Source organism: Gammaproteobacteria bacterium, assembly GCA_016712635.1.
Taxonomy (GTDB): domain Bacteria; phylum Pseudomonadota; class Gammaproteobacteria; order SZUA-140; family SZUA-140; genus JADJWH01.
The window spans coordinates 99,623-118,225 of record JADJQS010000008.1 but is presented as its reverse complement, the minus strand read 5'-3'; the positions used below and the strand labels follow the sequence as shown (position 1 = coordinate 118,225).

The following is an 18,603-nucleotide window of genomic DNA, read 5'->3' as shown; positions in this document are numbered from 1 at the left end:
GGGCGCCGGGATAAAACATCCATACCTTATTCCGCGGCGATGGCCTCCAGGGCATCGAGCGGCCACCGCGCCCTGACATCGAATCCGCCCTGCGTCCATTCTCCCGACTGCAGGCGCAGACATCCGACGAATGCGATCATGGCGCCGTTGTCGGTGCAGAATTCTGCACGCGGGAAGAATACTTCTCCGCCTTCTTCCCGCGCCAACTCCGCCAGTCTCTGACGCAATGCCTGATTGGCGCCCACGCCGCCTGCCACGACGAGGCGGTTCAGGCGCGTGGCGCGCAAGGCGCGCCGGCATTTGATGGCGAGCGTATCGACCACGGCGTCCTGGAATGCCCGCGCCACATCCGCGCGCAGGCGAGACTGGCCGGCGACGTGCCGATATTCGCCGATCGTGTTCGCGGCGAAGGTTTTCAGCCCGCTGAAACTGAACTCGAGGCCGGGCCGGTCCACCATGGGGCGGGGAAATCTGAAGCGCACGGGATCTCCTTCCCGCGCCATACTCTCCAGCGCCGGCCCTCCGGGATAGGGCAGGCCAAGCAGGGTGGCTGTCTTGTCGAAGGCCTCCCCGACGGCATCGTCCAGCGTCTCTCCGAGGATTTCATAGCGTCCGGCCCCCATGACCTTGACCAGCAGGGTATGCCCGCCTGAGACCAGCAGGGCGACAAACGGGTAGGCCGGCGCAGGCTTCTCCAGCAGGGCCGCCAGCAGGTGCCCCTCCATGTGATGCACGGCCAGCGCCGGCAGCCCCCTGGACCACGCCAGGCTGCGGCCCAGGGCCGCGCCGACGAGCAATGCGCCGGTCAGGCCGGGGCCGGCGGTATATGCGATGCCATCGATCCGATCCCACCCGGTCCCGGCAGCGCGCATCACCTCGCCGACCAGGGGCAGGAGCTTGCGCACATGGTCGCGGGACGCGAGCTCAGGCACGACACCGGCATATTCGGCATGCATGCGGCACTGGCTGTAGATGCTCTGGGCGAGCAGCCCCTCGCGGGCGTCATAGATGGCGGCGCCACTTTCATCGCAGGAAGTCTCTATGCCGATGACCCGCATCCCGCTCATGTCCTCCTGGCCCTCGTTCCGCACCTTGTGCAGCCGGCCGGTCGATAAATTTTGCGGGCAAAAACCCCGCCGATACGTTACAATGGCGATTCCCGGTTCGGCTGATTGTAGCAAACTCTAAGCTGCCAGCCGGGCTGATGAATCGGCAAGAATTTCGATAAATGAGACCCCGCGTCACGGGGCAGACCCGGCGTTTTGAGTTCTGCTGCTACCGCCGCTGACCGTATCCGGCGTCTGGCAGCAGACTGCGCCCGCCTCCCGGGGAAAGATGACGGCATCATTTCCTATGTCCGATAAATACGCAATCTTCGTCAAACAACTCACCAAGATCTACCCGCCGAACCTGCGCGCGGTCAACGGTCTCGACCTCAGCGTGAAGGAAGGCGAGATCATGGCCCTGCTGGGCCCGAACGGGGCGGGGAAATCGACCACCATACGCGTTCTGTCCACGCTGAGCGGCTTCGATTCAGGCCAGGCCCTGGTCGGCGGCATCGACGTGGACATCGACCCGGAGAAGGTGCGGCAGACGATCGGGGTGGTGGCGCAGAAGACGGGCGTCGACTACTTCCTCACCGGCAGGGAGAACATGACCCTGCAGGGCCAGCTCTACCGTATGAAGAAGGCCGATATCAAGGCGCGCATCGAAGAACTTGCCGAGTACTTCGAGCTCAGTGACAGCCTCGACAAGACGGTGACCGCCTACTCTGGCGGCATGACGAGAAAGCTCGATATCGCAACCGCCCTGATCCATCGCCCGAAAATCCTCTATCTGGATGAGCCTACGCTCGGTCTCGACATCAGGAGCCGCAAGATTCTCTGGAAACACATCGAGGAGCTCAACAGGAATTTCGGCCTGACCATCCTGCTCACCACCCACTATCTGGAAGAGGCGGACAAGCTCTCGTACTGGGTATCGATCATCAACGCAGGCAAGATCCGCATTGTGGGAACGCCGGAAGAACTGAAGACCGGAATACACGGCGATTCCGTAGTGGTGTCCTTTGAAACAGTCGGAGACGGCGAGCGTGCCCTCGCCTCGACCCTGAAGGAGACCCGCCTGGTACGTGACGCGGTATGGGACGGGAACAATCTGCACCTGTACGTCGAGAATGGCGCCGGATGCGTGCCCCAGATCATGGAGCAGGCGGCGCATCGCGACATCCACGTCAAAACCCTCTCGCTTGCGCGCCCGACGCTGGACGATGTATTTCTCAAGTACACCGGCACCAGCATGGTCGAAACGGGCGAGGAAGAACCGGAACAGTGGTGGACGCAGTGGGCCGGCAAGGGCGGCGGTGGCAACTGGAAGAAGACGGCCAAGAAGTGGGGCTACGACGCCGACGCCGAAAATCCCGACTGGCAGGGCAATGAGTGGGTGGACAAGGATGGCAAACCCAAGGTCGACCTGAACGAAAATACCAGCGACACCACTGCCGCGGCACCCGCCGAGGCGGAGTCCTGGCAGGGCAATGAATGGGTGGGCAAGGACGGCGCGCAAAAAGGCGACTGGGGCGCTTCACCCGACTGGAAAGGCAATGAATGGGTCGACAAGGGCGGAAAACCCAAGGACAACTGGGAAAACCAGCCAAAACAGGCCGCCGGAATACCCTCCGGCCCTGCGACGGACATTGCCGACAATAAAACTTCAGCCGGCGAGTGGCAGGGAAATCAGTGGGTCGGCAAGAAAGGCGAACAAATCGGTAATTGGGGCGACTCTTCCGACTGGAAAGGCAATGAATGGGTCGATGAAAATGGCAAGGCCAAGGCGGACTGGTCACAAGACCCAACCAAGAAAGAACGCGGCTGAATAAGCCGCGACATTTACATCCTGCATTCTCTCTAGATTTCGTACCGGAGCATCAAGTCATGATGGCGGACACGTGGCACCTGTTCAACAAGTACATGATCATCACGCTGCGGATGCCCATGTGGACCTTGTTCACCCTGATCCAGCCGCTGATCTGGCTGATCATCTTCGGCCAGCTGTTCGGGCGCTTCGTGCAGTCGGAACACTACATGGATTTCATGGTACCGGGAATCCTCATCATGACGGTGCTGTTCGGGTCCTCCTGGTCCGGTGTAAGCCTGCTGAGGGAAATCTCGGCGGGAACGGTGGACAAGATGCTGGTCTCCCCCGTCTCGCGCGTTGCGATTGTACTGAGCCGGGTGCTCCATTCAGCCGTTCAGGTGATCGCGCAGGCCATCATCATCCTGATCGTCGCATGGGCCATGGGTTCCTCGATCAACTTCAACCCCATTTACCTGGTGCTCGGCATGCTGGTAGTCTTTCTTCTGGGGGTCGGTTTCGCTGCGCTGTCCAACGGCTTCGCCATCACCCTTCAACGCGAGGAGCCCCTCGTTATGATCGGAAACATGATGACCCTGCCGCTGATGTTTTTCTCCTCCGCCCTGGTGCCCGAACAGTTCATGCCGGACTGGATACAATATGCCTCGGTCCTCAACCCGATTACCTACGCCGTTGAGGCGGTGCGTGCCGTGATCTCCAGCTCTCCCGACCTGAGCCTTTACGTAAAGGGATTTGTCGTGATGCTGGTCTTCGCGGGCGCCACCCTTGCCTGGGCAGTAACCGCGTTTAACGCGCTGCGCGATTAGGCGAGGCGTACGCGCCGGCCTCAGAACCTGAGGTTGACTCCGGTTGCCAGCAATGTCCTGCTGTAGTCGCTGAGCGAAGAACTTTGCTGTCCCTCGATGATATCCTCGCTGTTGAGGATAAATCCCACCGGGAGGTTTGAGCGGTTATCTGTCCACGCAAGAGATGCGAACAGGCTGATATCGGGCTTGTATCTGTAGTTAAGACCAAGCGCAACATTGGTTCTGACATTCCGACGCCGGTCCGTAAACTGGGAAAATGAATCCAGATTGGCGTAGTCGAATACGGTAAACCCCACGGTCAGGTTGATGCCGCCCCACGGCATGACATGATCAAGCCCGGCGGACATCCCGTGGCTTGAGTAGGCGTAATCGCTGCCTACCAGCTCCTTGTTATCATTTACCACATAGGTATACCCGAGCCTGACCGTATCGAACCCCGTCGCCGGCTGACTGATCGTCAGGCCGCCGGCGGTTGTATACGAACTGAAGAACGGGCTGCTGGACGAATCGAAATCGCTGTAGGAAAGGTTAAGCGTGACACCGCTCGACACCAGTTCGCCGCGCCGGAAGAGATTGGGCAGCTTCACACGCGACAGCACCTCGCCGAATACGGTGTGCATGCGACTCAGCCGGCTTTCTACCAGTATCCCGTCGGTAGTCCTGTAGGTGTATCCTCCAACCAGCGTCAACGCGTCCCTGATCGCGCTGACAGCAAGGGTCTCGCTGGTGTTCAGGTAGTCGTACTGCCCTTCATGGTAATTGGAATAGGCAGGCTGCGCCGACAGGCGCCAGCGATATCCACGCTCCGTCTTATATTGATAGGAAAGATTTAACGACAAATCCGATCTCAACTCCTCCGCGGCATCAATATCGCTTAAATTACTGTTGCTGTCGTAGGCGAAGGAATAGCCGACTCCTACCGTAACACCATTGATTCGCCTTTGCAGATTCCTGAGCCTGAGCTTGACGGTCTGCTCCATCCCGCCTGGAGGGTTCGCCTGCAGGATCTTCCGATATTCATCGATCGCATCCTCCTCCCTGTTGAGACGCTCATAACTGTAGGCAAGATTTAGCCTGGCTCCGACATGGGCAGGAATCTGTCGAACAACCTCCTTGTACGCATCCACGGCGCTCGCGATGTCATCCTCTCTTGAATAGATCAGACCAAGGTAGAAATAGGCAATGGAATTTTCCGGATCATCCGACAACAGATCGGAGAACTCCCTGCCCGCCGTCTGCAGATCGCCCTCAATAAACAGTCGCTTCGCATTCGCCAACCTCATGGAGGTCACATAGCGTGATACCGCCTCCCCGTCCCGAACCCTGGATATCAGCCACAGATATTCGCGCACCGATTCCGAGAACTGTCCCAGTTTGTCGTGAAGTGTGGCGAGTGAGAAATGAATGGATTCATCGTCAGGACTCAAACCACTGAGCCGCTCGAGTATGCCGGTAGCATCCTGGTATTTTTCCTGCCTGAAATACAAGATGGCGAGGTCCTTCAAGGCAGCGGTATCATCGGGATGTTGCTGAATGCGAGTTTCGAGCAACGCCACTCTTTCCTCTGTTTTGATCCGATCGATTGATCTCCCTTCCTCGGTGGAAAGCATCCTGTCCCGGAGCTTTCTGGCAACATCCTTATCGGCATCTTCTTTCTGGTCATCGAGCACCGCATGGATTTGATCATATGCGCCCGCATATCGATTATCAGCAAGATAAATCTCCGCCAGCCTGTTACGGGCGGTATGATCACCCGGATAATGCTCAATGAGATCCTCATAGGCATTACGCTCGCCCTCCCTGTCATTCAAGCGGCGATACAGCTCTGGACGCGCCTGAAGCGATACATTGTTGGACGGATCGATTTCAAGGGCACGGCGATATGCAGACAGGGCATCCAGGAGATTCCCCGCCTGTGTCAGGATCCTTGCTTCAATAATATTGAGCCTGACACTGGCTTTGGAAGCCACAGAAGTGCCGTTACCAGCCTCTATGAGATACTTCAGATTCTCCACTGCTGCACCCAGCCTCCCCTGGGCTTCCTCAACTGTGGCCAGGTTCAGATAGGCGTTCAGATATGAAGGATCGGTTCTAATCGCCCGCTCGTACATATCACGCGCCTCGTTCATTCTTCCTTTGAGCATGTAAGCCACACCAGCGCTGTACGAAATCAGGGCATCATCAGGATAAACCTCGGCAAGTTCATCAAACTGCGCCAGGGCGAGATCGAGTTCATTTTTCTTGGCATGCTGGGTCGCAGTTAGGTAACGCAGTTTTTTAACACCAGATCTGAAAAGCTCACTGTCAGGACCAGCCCATTGGATGACACCGGAATATTCCTCGACTGCCTTGTCCAGATGATCGTAAGCCTCAAATAACAAAGCGAGCTGATAGCGCGCCTCGATATGCGCGGGATTTATGGATATGGCGCGGCTCAGCCCATCGGCGGCTTGTGCAAAGTGTCCGGACCTGGCATGAGACAGGCCAAGAAAATAGTAAACATCAGGATTATCCTGATCCAGCCTTGCAGCTTCTTCGAATGCTATTATCGCCTGGTCTGCCTCGCCACTATCCAGCAATGCCCTGCCCATTCCGAGCGGGGAGATGGACCCGGGATTGTCCATCTGCAGTTCCTGCGCCGGAGCCTGGCCCGGAAAAAGCGCAACCAGAACTACCAGAAATGGAAACCTGGCAATTGATCCACAGCGACGGAGGAGGTGTGTCGGCATCGGGATATTACAGTACCGAGATCAGAGAACCGCAGTAACGCTGAGAATGTGCTGCATGGCGCGGTGGCGTCACGGATAGCCGGGGTTAGAAATACAAGTTGATACGGAACAACGCTCTCCATCCGTCAAAGCCGAGTTCCAGCTTACGATAGCTAACGTCATCGAAGGTGGTGGCTTCCGAGAGATAGGTGAGCTCATTATTGGCATCCAACTGTACCGGCGTCCTGAAATTCAAATTGTCCTCTTCTTGGATATCAGACTTGAGCGTGGCGTTGCCGAGGCTGATCTTTTCAGCGCTCAGCGTATATCCCAGATCGAGCCCCAGTGAAATCCAGCTCTTCATAAAATATTCGCCTCCAACCCCGAAATTCAGCATCAGGAGCCCGGTAGCCTGTGATTTCATCTCTATGATCCGCTTGAACGTGTCTCCACCGACACCCTGGAAGCCGAACACAAGATTCTCCTTGTAATCGATGTCCAGCACCTCGTTAAGCGTGATTCTCCCGTAGATGTCATATTTCTTCGGTTTCTGGAAAAGTATCCGCTGCAGACCGAGATAATACTGAAAATAGGATATGCTCGCGGATCGCTCATAGCCCGCCGGTGTCAATGTACCCTGGAAGGGTATCTCGGTCTGAACCGCCGAGGTAGAAACTCCTTCCCAGCCACTGGATCCCAGTATGAGTGAGACCTTGGGATCGAGATTGTATCTGAGTTCGACGCCTGCCTCCGTTCCGTATTCGATGGACGGGAGCTGGTTGTTTATCACAAAGTCATAATCGGTGTTTTCACCACTGTCCTGGAATATGATCCTACCCCTGCCAGGCAATGGTGAACGGAACTCCCCTTTATTGAGGAGTGTCATCCTGGGGCTATGAACACCCAGCATCGGCGAGACACTCCATTTCTTTTCTATTGGATCCGCGCGTGCTTCATATGAAAGATACGCGCTTGCAAATACCAGAGAATATACGAGAACTGCCGGCGGCTTGCGTCGCGGACGATTGTTTGCAGCACGTATCATCTCTTCCACACCTTCCCGCGCAATAACTGCATGCACCGACCTAGAATGTGTACTTAAACTCTGCGAAGACGCGATCATTATTGTTGAAATTACCAAAGAATTGTGCGCTTTGCTCCAGTGCCTCAGCACTGGTGATCACATTAGCGCCTCCCGATGTCCCAAGTTCTGATTTGGCTCCGGTGAACATGTCAAAACCGGCGGAAACCTGGAGATGATCCGTGATCGAGAATGTGATCTTGGGCTTCAGATAGAGCTCCTTGAGATTGACAAGACCTATGACAAGGAGCTGGAAGACAGCAGCCTGCTCTGGCAGGGGTTTTCGTACAAAAAGGGTGAGAGAAGTGTCGAATTTGTCCTGAATAAGATTGTCGTCGTGATCGAGAATTATCCACTGCGAGACCGCCGGCGAGAAGTCCGCGCCATATTTCGTGAAATCATAGCCGATCCCCCATCGGATATGTTTTCGTTGCAGCTCCCCCTGATCGTCCAGAAATCCGTCGCCATCGCGGTCTGTATCATTCCGCAGACCGAAATATTTATCAGGTACATAGGCAAATTCCGCCTTGATGATACCTGTGCCCGCCTGCCTGACGCCCGTCAGGCCGTACATGTTGATACGGGTATATGTCGGGAAAAAAATCGGATCGAGGGCCGAGTCGATGGCGGCGGATCGATAGACTACGGGGAAATCATCCCACGTATAGAAATAGCTGAGCGAGATCTCAGTGTCGAGGTAATTGGTGGAATATCGAACCCCAAACTCGGAGTTGCGCATCGTAAAGGAGTTGGGCTCTTCTGTATTGGGAACGTCCTGGAGAAGCTCCCATTCGGAACCAGGCGGCGCCGGCTTATGAAACTTGATATCTGGAATCCAGATGAATTGATAGCTGTCCGCTTCATCATAGACATCGATTTTGGCCATCCATAGCGGGATTCTGTAATCAAGCAGTTCTGGCAGAATCAGCTCCCTGAAGTCGAGGGGATTAATCTCGTCAGTAATCCTGATTCCTTCTAGCACCCCCCAAACAACAATCTGCTTCCCTGTGCGGATGTCGACGTTGCTTGTTGCTATGTCGAAATAGAACTCCCTCAGTTCCGCAACAGGAGAGTCTTTCTCGTGCCTGAGATCATTCACGAAAACCAGTGGCTTGTCATCGTCGCGCGCGAACCTGGCCGATATCGTTTCATAATCGAACAGGTCATAGGCCAGATCATGGTAGGCCCATGCGGAGAAGCCCAGCCTGCGGGACGGACTGAATGTATATGCACCATTAAGCTGAATTGTATTTCTTATTTTAGTTATTGATCTCGGCTCATCCAGACGGTAAGCAGTCTCATTTTTGAAATATCCGCTTAATGCAAGATTTTGCAAGGAATCTCCGGCGTCTGTCCCGGAGGCGGCAGAAGTCTGGATTTCATCGTGGAATAGATTCTCTATTCCGGTCGCTTCGCCCTCACCCTCTGCCGCGGATGCAGCAAGCGCGATAGCGAGCAGTACAGCGCTGCATGCCAATTGTTTGATGCTTCCAGCCCGGCTCAGGCATACTCTCTGCATTTTTCACACAGAATTACATGATCTTCCCTCGGCATCCCCAGTCCAAAAATGGCCGAACTTCCCGCAGGAAGGTGTCGTAAGCATCCTGAGCATGCCACGTCCCTGTTCAAGGTAATATTCTCCCATCCTATGATGTTGGGAAATTTCGCTTTGAGCGAGCCAGGCGTTGAGGCAGTGCGTGCTTCTTGTTCACGTCCATGTGCGACGTGCACATTGAATGCATCTTCCAGGATATTTCTGATGAGTATGGATACCGGTATACCCAGGCTATCCGCTTTCGCAATCACCTTCTGGCGCAGATCCTTGGGAACCCGCGCGCCTAAATATTCTTCTTTTCGCTTCATCGCGCTCACCTGCGTCTGGTCACGCATCATTCGCGACTGCTTTCTTCCAATCTCTCTCATTTGTCTTGCGAAATTTTGCATAAGGAACCCCTGTTGGCGTGATTTTCCAGACGCACACATTGTATAACTATAGTTATACAACGTCAAACATGTTGCACGCTTGATCTGTCACTTCCCTTACGTGCCCAGACTCAAGAACCGGCCATACAGGCTGGAACTTCGTCAGGCACAATCAGACGGGGAAAAACTTATCGTTTCCTCATTGCTCAAGGCCAGCCGGCCCATGCTCTAAGGATCTGGCTGTGAACAAATCGTCATCAACACCGGCGTTGATCTTGATCTCGCTGAGTTGAAAGATCGAGGCACTAAGTGTGCGCCGGCTCCTCACTAACACTCGATCCCATACCCAAGCGTCTCCTACACGCTGCCACTTGATAAATTGATCCTTTATCAGCTCACCGTTGTTATCGTAGTAGTCAATCCGCGTATTGACGCACTCGTCCCAATTTTTAGTCTTGAGAAACCAGAATATTCGTTTGCCGTAAATCGGATTGGCTTCCCTTGGTATACTTTCGACAATATGAAACACCGCATCGTCGACTTGCCGTGTCCCCAGATACTTGTGCTCGTCATCTTCCAGAGCTCGCCGGCTGACATCGGCATACGTCAGATTGGAATTCAAAAAACTGTCGCCCAGATCACGGATAGAAACCCGCCTGATCTTTTTAAGCGCAGGGAGATAAATCCATTGATCTACGGGTTTATCATGCTGACTGTATGCCACCCGCATGAATGCAGAGCCTTTTGCCTCCGGGGGATATGTCGTAAACAAGAGCATCTTGTCCGCAACATCGTCTTTACCCTTGTAATCCTTCCAATACCGCAGATATTCACTCTTCATGACCTTTCCATCCTTGTCTTGAAGAATTACCGTGAACTTACCCTGCTGATCATCGCCAGGATATTTGTAACCGCATTGTTCGAAGATTTGCTTGCCCGTGAACTCAGGCACGACCTCTTCGGCCATCCCGGTTGATACATACAGAACGAGGCCGGCGCAGCTGATCAATGCACCAGAAAATCTTCGCAGATGCTTATTCAGACGATCCATGGACATCAATCCTGATATTAACGCGGCTTTGAAACTGCCATGTGTTGAAAGCGATCCATGTCGACGTCACCCTCAGTGCTTGAACAAACCATACGGGAAGAATCAATCCGATCAACCAACACAGGGACAACTGCACCAATCAACATTCAACTAGACAGCAACGTTCCCGCCATGCCATCAAATCTAACAGTGTAATTGTTCAACAATGTTACACGCGAAAAACGCTTTGGTACATAGCAACATTAAGCTACTCATGAAACGACATTGATTAATCGCGTTAGGCAGAAAACAGAGAGAAGGTTGTTACCTTCTCTCTGTTTAGAAGGCAAAAAATGTGAAGGAGTACAGCGGTATTTACTTAAAGCTGAGGCGGAGTAGCTCCAAAGACCGTATCCCAGTCAAATGGTGTACCGAATCCTTGGGGATCAGTGCCATCGACTGTAATACCGGCGCTGGTTGTAGAAAAGGTCGTGGCCTCATCCGGATCAGTATTATTCGTAATACCCTCGAACCCGAATACCGCAGTCCCTTGGGCGCCAAGATCGATACTTTGGCCAATCCAGCGAATCATGATGTCATCACCCGCGCTCCAGGCCACAGTACCGCCACTCGCCGTGGTTGTCGGATCCAGCGTGATGCTTGAACCTGTCGCGACATAACTGCCCTGCAGATGGACCAATTGGAATTCCTGGCTGTCAGTCGAGGTGTCCGCCCCGTTCCCGAGGCCTGAGTTCTGGGTGATAGATATACTGCTACCCGTGGTTGTGCCGCCAGCATCATGTATCAGATGCATCTCGAACGCATTGGTGAATTCATCCCCCGTCACAGCGGGCGTTGCATCAACCGTAAGCGTCTGGGTTACATCCATGTCCGGATCGGTAGGATTGATTTGTGCCCAACCGGTATTCAGCGCTGTGGTATTCTCGAAAATCGTGCCCGTGGTTGCGGTATCGTCCTGGAAATAATGTTGACGCGAGGAGATTCCGTTTGAACCGCCGAGCATGATAAAACTCTCATCGCTGTAGGGAAGACCCGCTGACGGGGTACCACCGACAGCCCCCGCTCCCTGGTCTGTGATGATCGTCTGAATGAACGTATCTCCGGTAGCAGTTTCAACCCATTGCACCTGGGCAAAACCGTCGCCGGTAGTCAGGGTTTCACACGTAAAGCCAGCGGGACATGTCACGCTGACGTCGCCATTCGCCACAGTCCAGTTATCGAATACAGGGAGCGCCTGAATTGGAGCGGCAACCAGCAGAAACAGCGCCGCACCAGTTACTCGATAAAGCCCTGACACTGCTTTTATAGCCGAGTGATTAACCATCTGTCTAAATCCTCCGAGCATCTGGTCCTGTCAACCACAATTGCGTCAAGTAAGATCCATCGTCGTGTAATCTGAAGCTGGGAAGTCTCACCACGTCAGTTGCCGGTTCCGGCATGATCACACTTATCATTCCATAATAGACGCAATAAAACCAATAGGTTAATCCTAGCACACGCACCCAATCAAGTCCATTTTACTGCAATCGGCAGAACCCCTGTGCTGCTGCAATTCCTCGTACTAATCAGAAACCATAACTGCCTGCGCGCCACTTACCCTGCAAACAGCCGTGCCCAGGATTCATAATTTTCCAGAGATATTCATATAAATTAGATTGTTCTGTTTTCTTCCATAATCTACTCTCGTGACAGACGCATAATCGATTGTCAGTCTGCGATAAGAGGATAACGGCATACCCAGCGCATCTGTGATGCACATCCGTATCGGCCCCACATGAGATACAACAAGAATTCGCTGCCCGCGATGATTATCGATTATGTCCTGCAGGGCTGACTTTACCCGATCCATATGCGCATCGATCGTTTCGCCTCCCTCAGGAACAAAAGATATCGGATCACGCTTCCATGCCAGAAACTGATCCGGATAATCCCTTGCTATTTCATCAAAATACAGTCCATCCCAAATCCCGAATGGACGCTCTTTAAGCCTTGGCTCAAAAATCACCCTTGCTGTGGATTTGTCCGCTATCAGCTCAGCAGTCATGCGCGTACGCATCATAGGGCTGCTGTAAATAGCCTCGATAGCTTGGTCTGCAAGCAAGGTGGCGGCTAGCTGCGCCTGTGCCAAGCCTTCAGCGGTAAGTGACGGATCTTCGCGCTCATCGCAGTACAGTCTGTCATGCGGAAAATCAGCTTGCCCATGACGAACGTAGATAATGCTAGTAGCCTTCTCCTTTTCTCTCATAATGCCAATGCATCAAATAGTTAATAGATTGGTGAGATGCCTCCACTTAGTGGAGAGGCAATTTCCGCGCCAGATTAAACATAAGGAGAGATTATACCCGGATCATTCTCAAGTCATCGGCCGGCTATGAACGTGCGGCTGACCACCGTGCGTATGACTGACCTCGCTAACATCGATCGGCACCATACTCAACTTGCCGTGGCGAACACCTCGCTCCGCCATAATGGCGTTCGCGGTATTTCTGACGATATCCACCGATCCGCGCATGATGGTTATTTCCAGACAATTATCGTGATCCAGATGGATATGCATGCTTGAAAGCGTAAGTTCGTGGTGATCGTGAAGGACTTCTGTAATACGGCTGGCCAGTTCCAGCTCGTGATGGTTATACACGTAGCTCAAGGTCGCGACACAATGACCATCACCAGATTTTTCCAGTTGCTCCTTTTCCAGCTGCTGCCGGATCAAATCCCGCATTGCTTCTGAGCGGTTGGTATAACCATGCTCGGCTATGAAATTGTCGAACAAATCGGCCAGAACAGAATCTAGGGACATCGTAATTCGTTCCATTATCCGCCTTCCTGAAGGTTAATTAAGTTTGTGTTTTGGCATCGTGAAAATGCCTGTTCAAGATTCAGCTTAGAGAGTACTGATCAATCAAGAATACCTCAAGTAACAACCACATACACATATAACTCACCGAGGTCATGAGCTAATTATACGCCCGCATTCATGTGATGATGTCTCTCATGCTTACAAATATATAGGAACATAATCATTAATCATTTAACTATATGTTTACATATAGATTATTTTGCCTACTCGCAATCTTGCCACTGGATTTAATGAGAGCGATCATAATAAGATTAACTCACCCCAGGTGGGGTGGGATAGGGAGGAGGCATCTATGATCATTAAAATCACCGGCATGACTTGCAGTCACTGCGTCCATGCTGTTGAAACAGCACTTGCCAAAGTATCTGGCGTCAAAGAAATCAAGGAAATCCGCATCGAAGATGGAATAGCGGTCATTGAGGGCACCCCAAATACCCAGGATGTGATCTCTGCGGTACGCCACGCCGGCTATTCGGCCATGGTGATTTGATGTCCGATCTACACCAGAACTTGCAGCTGAACCCGGTTGTCCGGACAGAAACAATGTCTCGTCTGCGTTCCGTCAAGGGTCACGTTGAGGGAATCATACGAATGCTGGAGTCTGATTCTGTTTATTGCGTTGATGTGCTCAAGCAGATTAAGGCGGTTGACGGTGCAATGACCAAGATCGGCGATATGATTTTGCGCAGCCATCTGCATGATCATGTGGTAACCGCGAATAAGCGAGGAGATACCAATGAGATTATCGAAGAGCTCATGGAGATCCTTAAATACCGTTGATCTCATTCAATCAAATGAACACATCGAATAAGGATCTCGAAATAGTTCTCGGCGTGAGAGGCATGACATGTGCTTCTTGCGTTACCCGTGTCGAAGGTCTCCTAAAGAAGCAGCCCGGCGTTTCTGAAGCCAGCGTAAACCTGGCCACGGAAAAAGTATCTATCACCCCGAATACAACAATTCATCTGACAGATATCATCGAAGCCATCGCCGATGCGGGTTATTCCCCAATAACGGAGCAAGCGGTTCTATTAATCACTGATATGACTTGCGCCTCCTGTGTGAGGCGAATTGAATCGACCCTGACCTCGCTTCCCGGCGTAGTTTCTGCGACCGCCAACCTCGCAACCGGCGAGACCAGCATTCGATACGTTCCAGAGATGATCAATGAAGCCAGCCTGCGAAACGCGATTGTCGCCGCTGGCTATCATCTGCACGATAGCGATCCGACAGCGGGCCGCAAGGATATGAGGGACAGCCTGCGCGAAGATGAAGTCGCTGCATTAAAAAGAGATTTCCTGGTTGCCGTAACCTTCACAGTTCCATTGGCTGTTATCGCCATGGGATCCATGTTGATTCCGGAACGCGGTATATCGATGCATCTTAGCGGAGCAAACGGCGGAGTGTCCGATTGGCTTCAATTGTTCTTCGCGACCATAGTTCAGTTTCTCGCAGGTCGGAGATTCTATCGTCAGGGGTGGGGAGAATTGAAGCATGCCAGCCCTGGTATGAATTCTCTGGTCATGCTGGGCGCCTCGTCGGCGTGGATCTATTCCACCTTGGTATTGCTGGCGCCATCTCTATTTCCATCAGGCACCCGCCACCTGTACTTTGAGGCCTCCGCAGTCATTGTTACGCTGGTCCTGCTCGGCCGTTTGATGGAAACCAAGGCTAAAGGCAAGACCTCCGAGGCGATTAAGAAACTGGCGCAACTCCAAAGCAAGAAAGCCCGGATAATGCGCGATGGCCGACAAGTGGAAGTGGATGTCGATGTAGTAAATCGCGGAGATCACATCCTCATTCGGCCAGGCGAACGTATCCCGGTGGACGGCATTATAGAAACAGGATGGAGTTACGTCGACGAGTCAATGATCACGGGCGAATCAATGCCGACCGAGAAGAGTGTCGGGAGCGAAGTAACCGGTGGCACCTTCAACAAGACTGGTGCATTCACATTCAGGGCAACTCGTGTGGGCTCAGAAACCACCCTTGCCAGAATTATCAAAATGGTCGAACAAGCGCAGTCCTCCAAGCCGCCAATCCAGCAACTGTCGGACAGGATCGCCGGCATTTTCGTTCCGACGGTACTCGTCATATCCGCAGCTGTGTTTGCCATATGGCTCACTATCGGCCCGGCTCCTTCACTGAACTACGCATTTGTCTCTGCAGTAAGCGTGCTACTTATCGCATGCCCCTGTGCGATGGGGCTGGCCACACCAACAGCGATCATGGTTGGTACTGGAAAAGCAGCGGAACTGGGCGTTCTCTTTCGCAAAGGAGCCGCGATGGAGGCCCTCGCAAACATAGACATCATCCTCCTCGATAAAACCGGAACACTCACCAAGGGCCGGCCCGAATTAACCGACATCCTCTCCATCAGCACCGACGAGAAAACCCTCCTTATGCTCACGGCCTCGGCGGAGTCCCTCAGCGAGCACCCGCTTGCGCACGCCGTGATTACCGCAGCAAAGAATCGCGGAATTATGTACCCATCCCCTGATTCATTCAGTGCCAGACCAGGCTATGGTATTGAGGCAATTGCAGCAGGAAAAACCATCCAGATAGGCGCAGATCGCTATATGGATTCGATTGGCGTACCGTATGACTCGGCGGCACAGACGATTCATGAATGGACCGCGCAGGGGAAAACGCCGTTATTTGTTGCAATAGATGGTCGGTTTTCCGGTGCAATGGCGGTCGCCGACTCCCTGAAAGCTGGCAGCATTCAAGCCGTGGCATCCATTCATGCCTTAGGCATTCAAACTGCCATGATCACGGGCGATAACAAGCGTGCAGCAGAGGCTATCGGGCGAAGTGTCGGAATAAAAAGGATCTTGGCCGGAGTCCCTCCGGATCAGAAGGCCCTGGAAGTGAAGAGGCTGCAATCTGACGGGCGTCGCGTTGCATTTGTTGGCGATGGCATTAACGACTCGCCAGCGCTTGCGCAGGCAGATGTGAGTATCGCGATAGGGACTGGCGCTGATGTCGCAATCGAGGCCGGTGATGTCATCTTGATGAACGGAGACCCGCGAGCCATAGCCAATGCGGTTTCGCTCTCAAGAAGGACTCTGCGCACTATTCGTCTAAACCTGTTCTGGGCCTATGCCTATAATGTGGCACTTATACCGGTTGCTGCAGGAGTGTTGTTCCCTCTCGTAGGGCAGCTTCTCAACCCAATGCTGGCAGCCGCTGCAATGAGCCTGTCTAGCCTTCTTGTATTGGGCAATAGCCTGAGATTACGCACATTTAGACCTGCATTAACAAGCTACTGAGCAAGCAACACAAGCCACCTAACCGGAATGTTCCCATTGGTACTTAATCAGCGGTACATCATGGTTTATGACCAGTACCGACGGGCTCACTATGGCCATGGGTATGGTCGTGCCCATGTCCATGGTCGTGGCCATGTCCGTGATCATGGTCGTGCCCATGGCCATGTGTATGGTGATGAGGCTCCTCGCCACCATGCGAATGAGGCGCCGCCGCATGGTCATGGGGCACCTCGTGTTGATGCTCGTCCAATTCATGGAAGTGCGACTCATCAACCTTCTCATGCAAATGTTCATGCATATGATCATGTGCATGCAGGTGCACGTGAATATGAGCTTCCGTTCCATGAGCGTGGCGGTGTGCGTGGAGGAATTTTCCAATAATAGTGCGGTGCTCCTCGTCCATCTCTTGTTCGGCCAAAATATCATGCAGAAGCTCATGGGTCATGAGCGCGAGAGGCATCTCGAGTTTGTTTTTCTCGAGCAGGGCCCGATCATAGAGGATCTCCTGAGTCAGGCCATCGCTCTCAATGCGACCATCCGTGAGTAACAGGCAGCGACTGCATACTTCAAGAGCAATATCGAGATCATGAGTACACAACAGCAGAGTCTTATCCGTATTCTTGAGCCAATTTATAAGATTCCTTCGATTCATCGGATCCATATTGGTCGATGGCTCATCGAAAACAAGAATCTCGGGCTGATAGGATAATACCGTTGCCAGAGCAAGTCGTTTGCGCTCTCCGAAAGACAGATGAAATGAGGAACGCTGCTCAAATCCTTCCAGGCCCACCACGGATAATGCCTCCTGGACACGCAAGGTAATCTCGTGTTCCGGTAAGCCGAGATTCAAGGGACCGAAGGCGACGTCATCGAATACCGTCGGGCAAAAGAGCTGGTCATCGGGATCCTGAAACACGATCCCGATCTTGCGGCGGATTTCTTTTAGATTGTCCTTGCTAACCGTCAGTCTGTCGATGACGATACGGCCTGAACTAGCCAATTGCACCCCGTTCAGATGGCTCATCAGGGTGGACTTTCCCGCGCCATTCGGACCGATCAAAGCGACCTTCTCGCCCTTTCTGATCCGAAAGGAAATGCCTTTCAGGACCTTATGCCCATCCGGGTAGGAAAAATGTACGTTATCGGCTTCAATAAGGACGCGTTCTGTCATCCTATCCTCACAAAATCAAAGGGATGAGCTTGTTATTCTAATACCAGCCCCGTTCAGCGACCTTGTAGATTCCAGCGTAATCCGACAACAGCAAGGCCATAGACAATCCTACCACAATCAATCCCTTGAAAATGTCCTGGAAAGAGGAGTGGAACTTGACCATGGAGTGCAATTCACCCTGATAGCCTTTGGACAACATAGCCTTATACACTCGGTCCGTACGCTCAAAGCTGCGCACCAGCAAGGTCCCGATGAAATTCCCGTAAATCCGCAAAGTCTGCGCATTGGGGCCTGCGACAAACCCGCGGGAATGCATTGAGGTATGCATTCGGTGCATCTCATCCAAAAAGACATAGGTATAACGGTACGTGAACAGCAGCATCTGAACGAAGATCTTGGGGCATTTCAGCTTTTGCAGCGCGATCATTGAAACATCGAATCGGCTCGATCCGAAGATGGTGAACGATATGAGAACTATCGCCAAGGCTTTCGTGAAGATCAGCGTCGCATATCTCAAGCCCTCCCAGGCGAATGGAAGACCCATGATGTGGAACGCAGCCTCACCAGGATAGCTGAAGGGCATGATGAAAAAGAACGGGACGAGAAAAATGAGAATGAATGACAGGCCATGGGAAATAAAATGCAGCGGCAGGGCGCTCATCCCGATGATCATCGTGGCGATAACCAGTGCTGCAAGGGCCATGGGGATGGTCTTGAAAAGTGCGATGGAAATTATCAATATCCCTAGGGCAAAAATCTTGAAGCGTGGGTCCCAGCGACTGATCGATGAATCAATATTGGAGTATCGATCGATATCTAAGGCCATGTGGTCCCCGGAGAAAAATCAGGATATGGAT

16 protein-coding genes are annotated in these 18,603 nt (G+C 52.9%); 5 read left to right on the top strand and 11 right to left on the bottom strand.

The window, feature by feature from the left end; genetic code table 11:
* Window positions 1–26: 26 nt before the first annotated feature.
* Entirely contained in the window at window positions 27–1,058 is a 1,032-nt protein-coding gene (tsaD, locus tag IPK65_11395) for a tRNA (adenosine(37)-N6)-threonylcarbamoyltransferase complex transferase subunit TsaD (protein MBK8163709.1), read from the bottom strand.
* A 295-nt stretch (window positions 1,059–1,353) separates the two neighbouring features.
* On the opposite strand from tsaD, the gene IPK65_11390 reads away from it, so the two are divergent.
* Both IPK65_11390 and IPK65_11385 read left to right on the top strand, forming a co-directional pair.
* Window positions 1,354–2,874 carry an ATP-binding cassette domain-containing protein gene (locus IPK65_11390; GenBank protein MBK8163708.1) on the top strand — a complete coding sequence of 507 codons (1,521 nt, stop codon included), beginning with the start codon at window positions 1,354–1,356 and terminating at the stop codon, window positions 2,872–2,874.
* A 59-nt stretch (window positions 2,875–2,933) separates the two neighbouring features.
* Complete coding sequence (locus tag IPK65_11385; GenBank protein ID MBK8163707.1) at window positions 2,934–3,680, top strand: ABC transporter permease; 747 nt, start codon at window positions 2,934–2,936, stop codon at window positions 3,678–3,680.
* A 20-nt stretch (window positions 3,681–3,700) separates the two neighbouring features.
* Here IPK65_11385 and IPK65_11380 read toward each other — a convergent pair whose 3' ends face one another.
* From IPK65_11380 to nikR, 8 genes are all read right to left on the bottom strand, one after another.
* Window positions 3,701–6,304 carry a tetratricopeptide repeat protein gene (locus IPK65_11380; protein MBK8163706.1) on the bottom strand — a complete coding sequence of 868 codons (2,604 nt, stop codon included), beginning with the start codon at window positions 6,302–6,304 and terminating at the stop codon, window positions 3,701–3,703.
* A gap of 190 nt (window positions 6,305–6,494) precedes the next feature.
* A complete protein-coding gene (locus IPK65_11375) occupies window positions 6,495–7,442 on the bottom strand; it encodes a hypothetical protein (GenBank protein ID MBK8163705.1) in 948 nt (315 codons plus the stop codon).
* Between the two features lie 31 nt (window positions 7,443–7,473).
* A complete protein-coding gene (locus IPK65_11370; GenBank protein ID MBK8163704.1) occupies window positions 7,474–8,988 on the bottom strand; it encodes a hypothetical protein in 1,515 nt (504 codons plus the stop codon).
* The gene (locus IPK65_11365; GenBank protein MBK8163703.1) at window positions 8,970–9,413 is read right to left on the bottom strand and encodes a hypothetical protein; all 444 of its coding nucleotides are present in this window, start codon (window positions 9,411–9,413) and stop codon (window positions 8,970–8,972) included. The genes IPK65_11370 and IPK65_11365 overlap by 19 nt, the downstream gene beginning before the upstream one ends.
* Window positions 9,414–9,591: 178 nt before the next feature.
* Complete coding sequence (locus IPK65_11360) at window positions 9,592–10,443, bottom strand: outer membrane lipoprotein-sorting protein (protein MBK8163702.1); 852 nt, start codon at window positions 10,441–10,443, stop codon at window positions 9,592–9,594.
* A gap of 358 nt (window positions 10,444–10,801) precedes the next feature.
* Entirely contained in the window at window positions 10,802–11,767 is a 966-nt protein-coding gene (locus IPK65_11355) for a hypothetical protein (protein MBK8163701.1), read from the bottom strand.
* Between the two features lie 297 nt (window positions 11,768–12,064).
* Window positions 12,065–12,688, bottom strand: a complete 624-nt coding sequence (locus tag IPK65_11350; protein ID MBK8163700.1) for a histidine phosphatase family protein — start codon at window positions 12,686–12,688, stop codon at window positions 12,065–12,067.
* 108 nt (window positions 12,689–12,796) lie between these two features.
* The gene (gene nikR, locus IPK65_11345; GenBank protein MBK8163699.1) at window positions 12,797–13,258 is read right to left on the bottom strand and encodes a nickel-responsive transcriptional regulator NikR; all 462 of its coding nucleotides are present in this window, start codon (window positions 13,256–13,258) and stop codon (window positions 12,797–12,799) included.
* A gap of 337 nt (window positions 13,259–13,595) precedes the next feature.
* Between nikR and IPK65_11340 the strand changes: the two genes are divergently transcribed.
* Genes IPK65_11340 through IPK65_11330 form a run of 3 tightly spaced genes read left to right on the top strand, consistent with a single transcriptional unit; the run spans window position 13,596 to window position 16,575 of the window.
* Entirely contained in the window at window positions 13,596–13,793 is a 198-nt protein-coding gene (locus tag IPK65_11340; protein MBK8163698.1) for a heavy-metal-associated domain-containing protein, read from the top strand.
* Complete coding sequence (locus tag IPK65_11335) at window positions 13,793–14,083, top strand: metal-sensitive transcriptional regulator (GenBank protein MBK8163697.1); 291 nt, start codon at window positions 13,793–13,795, stop codon at window positions 14,081–14,083. The genes IPK65_11340 and IPK65_11335 overlap by 1 nt, the downstream gene beginning before the upstream one ends.
* Before the next feature lie 14 nt (window positions 14,084–14,097).
* Window positions 14,098–16,575 (top strand): copper-translocating P-type ATPase, encoded by a 2,478-nt coding sequence (locus IPK65_11330; protein MBK8163696.1) that lies wholly within the window; start codon window positions 14,098–14,100, stop codon window positions 16,573–16,575.
* A 58-nt stretch (window positions 16,576–16,633) separates the two neighbouring features.
* On the opposite strand, the gene IPK65_11325 is transcribed toward IPK65_11330, so the two are convergent.
* Window positions 16,634–17,746, bottom strand: a complete 1,113-nt coding sequence (locus IPK65_11325; protein ID MBK8163695.1) for an ABC transporter ATP-binding protein — start codon at window positions 17,744–17,746, stop codon at window positions 16,634–16,636.
* Window positions 17,747–17,783: 37 nt separating this feature from the next.
* A complete protein-coding gene (gene cbiQ, locus IPK65_11320; GenBank protein ID MBK8163694.1) occupies window positions 17,784–18,572 on the bottom strand; it encodes a cobalt ECF transporter T component CbiQ in 789 nt (262 codons plus the stop codon).
* Window positions 18,573–18,603 lie beyond the last annotated feature (31 nt).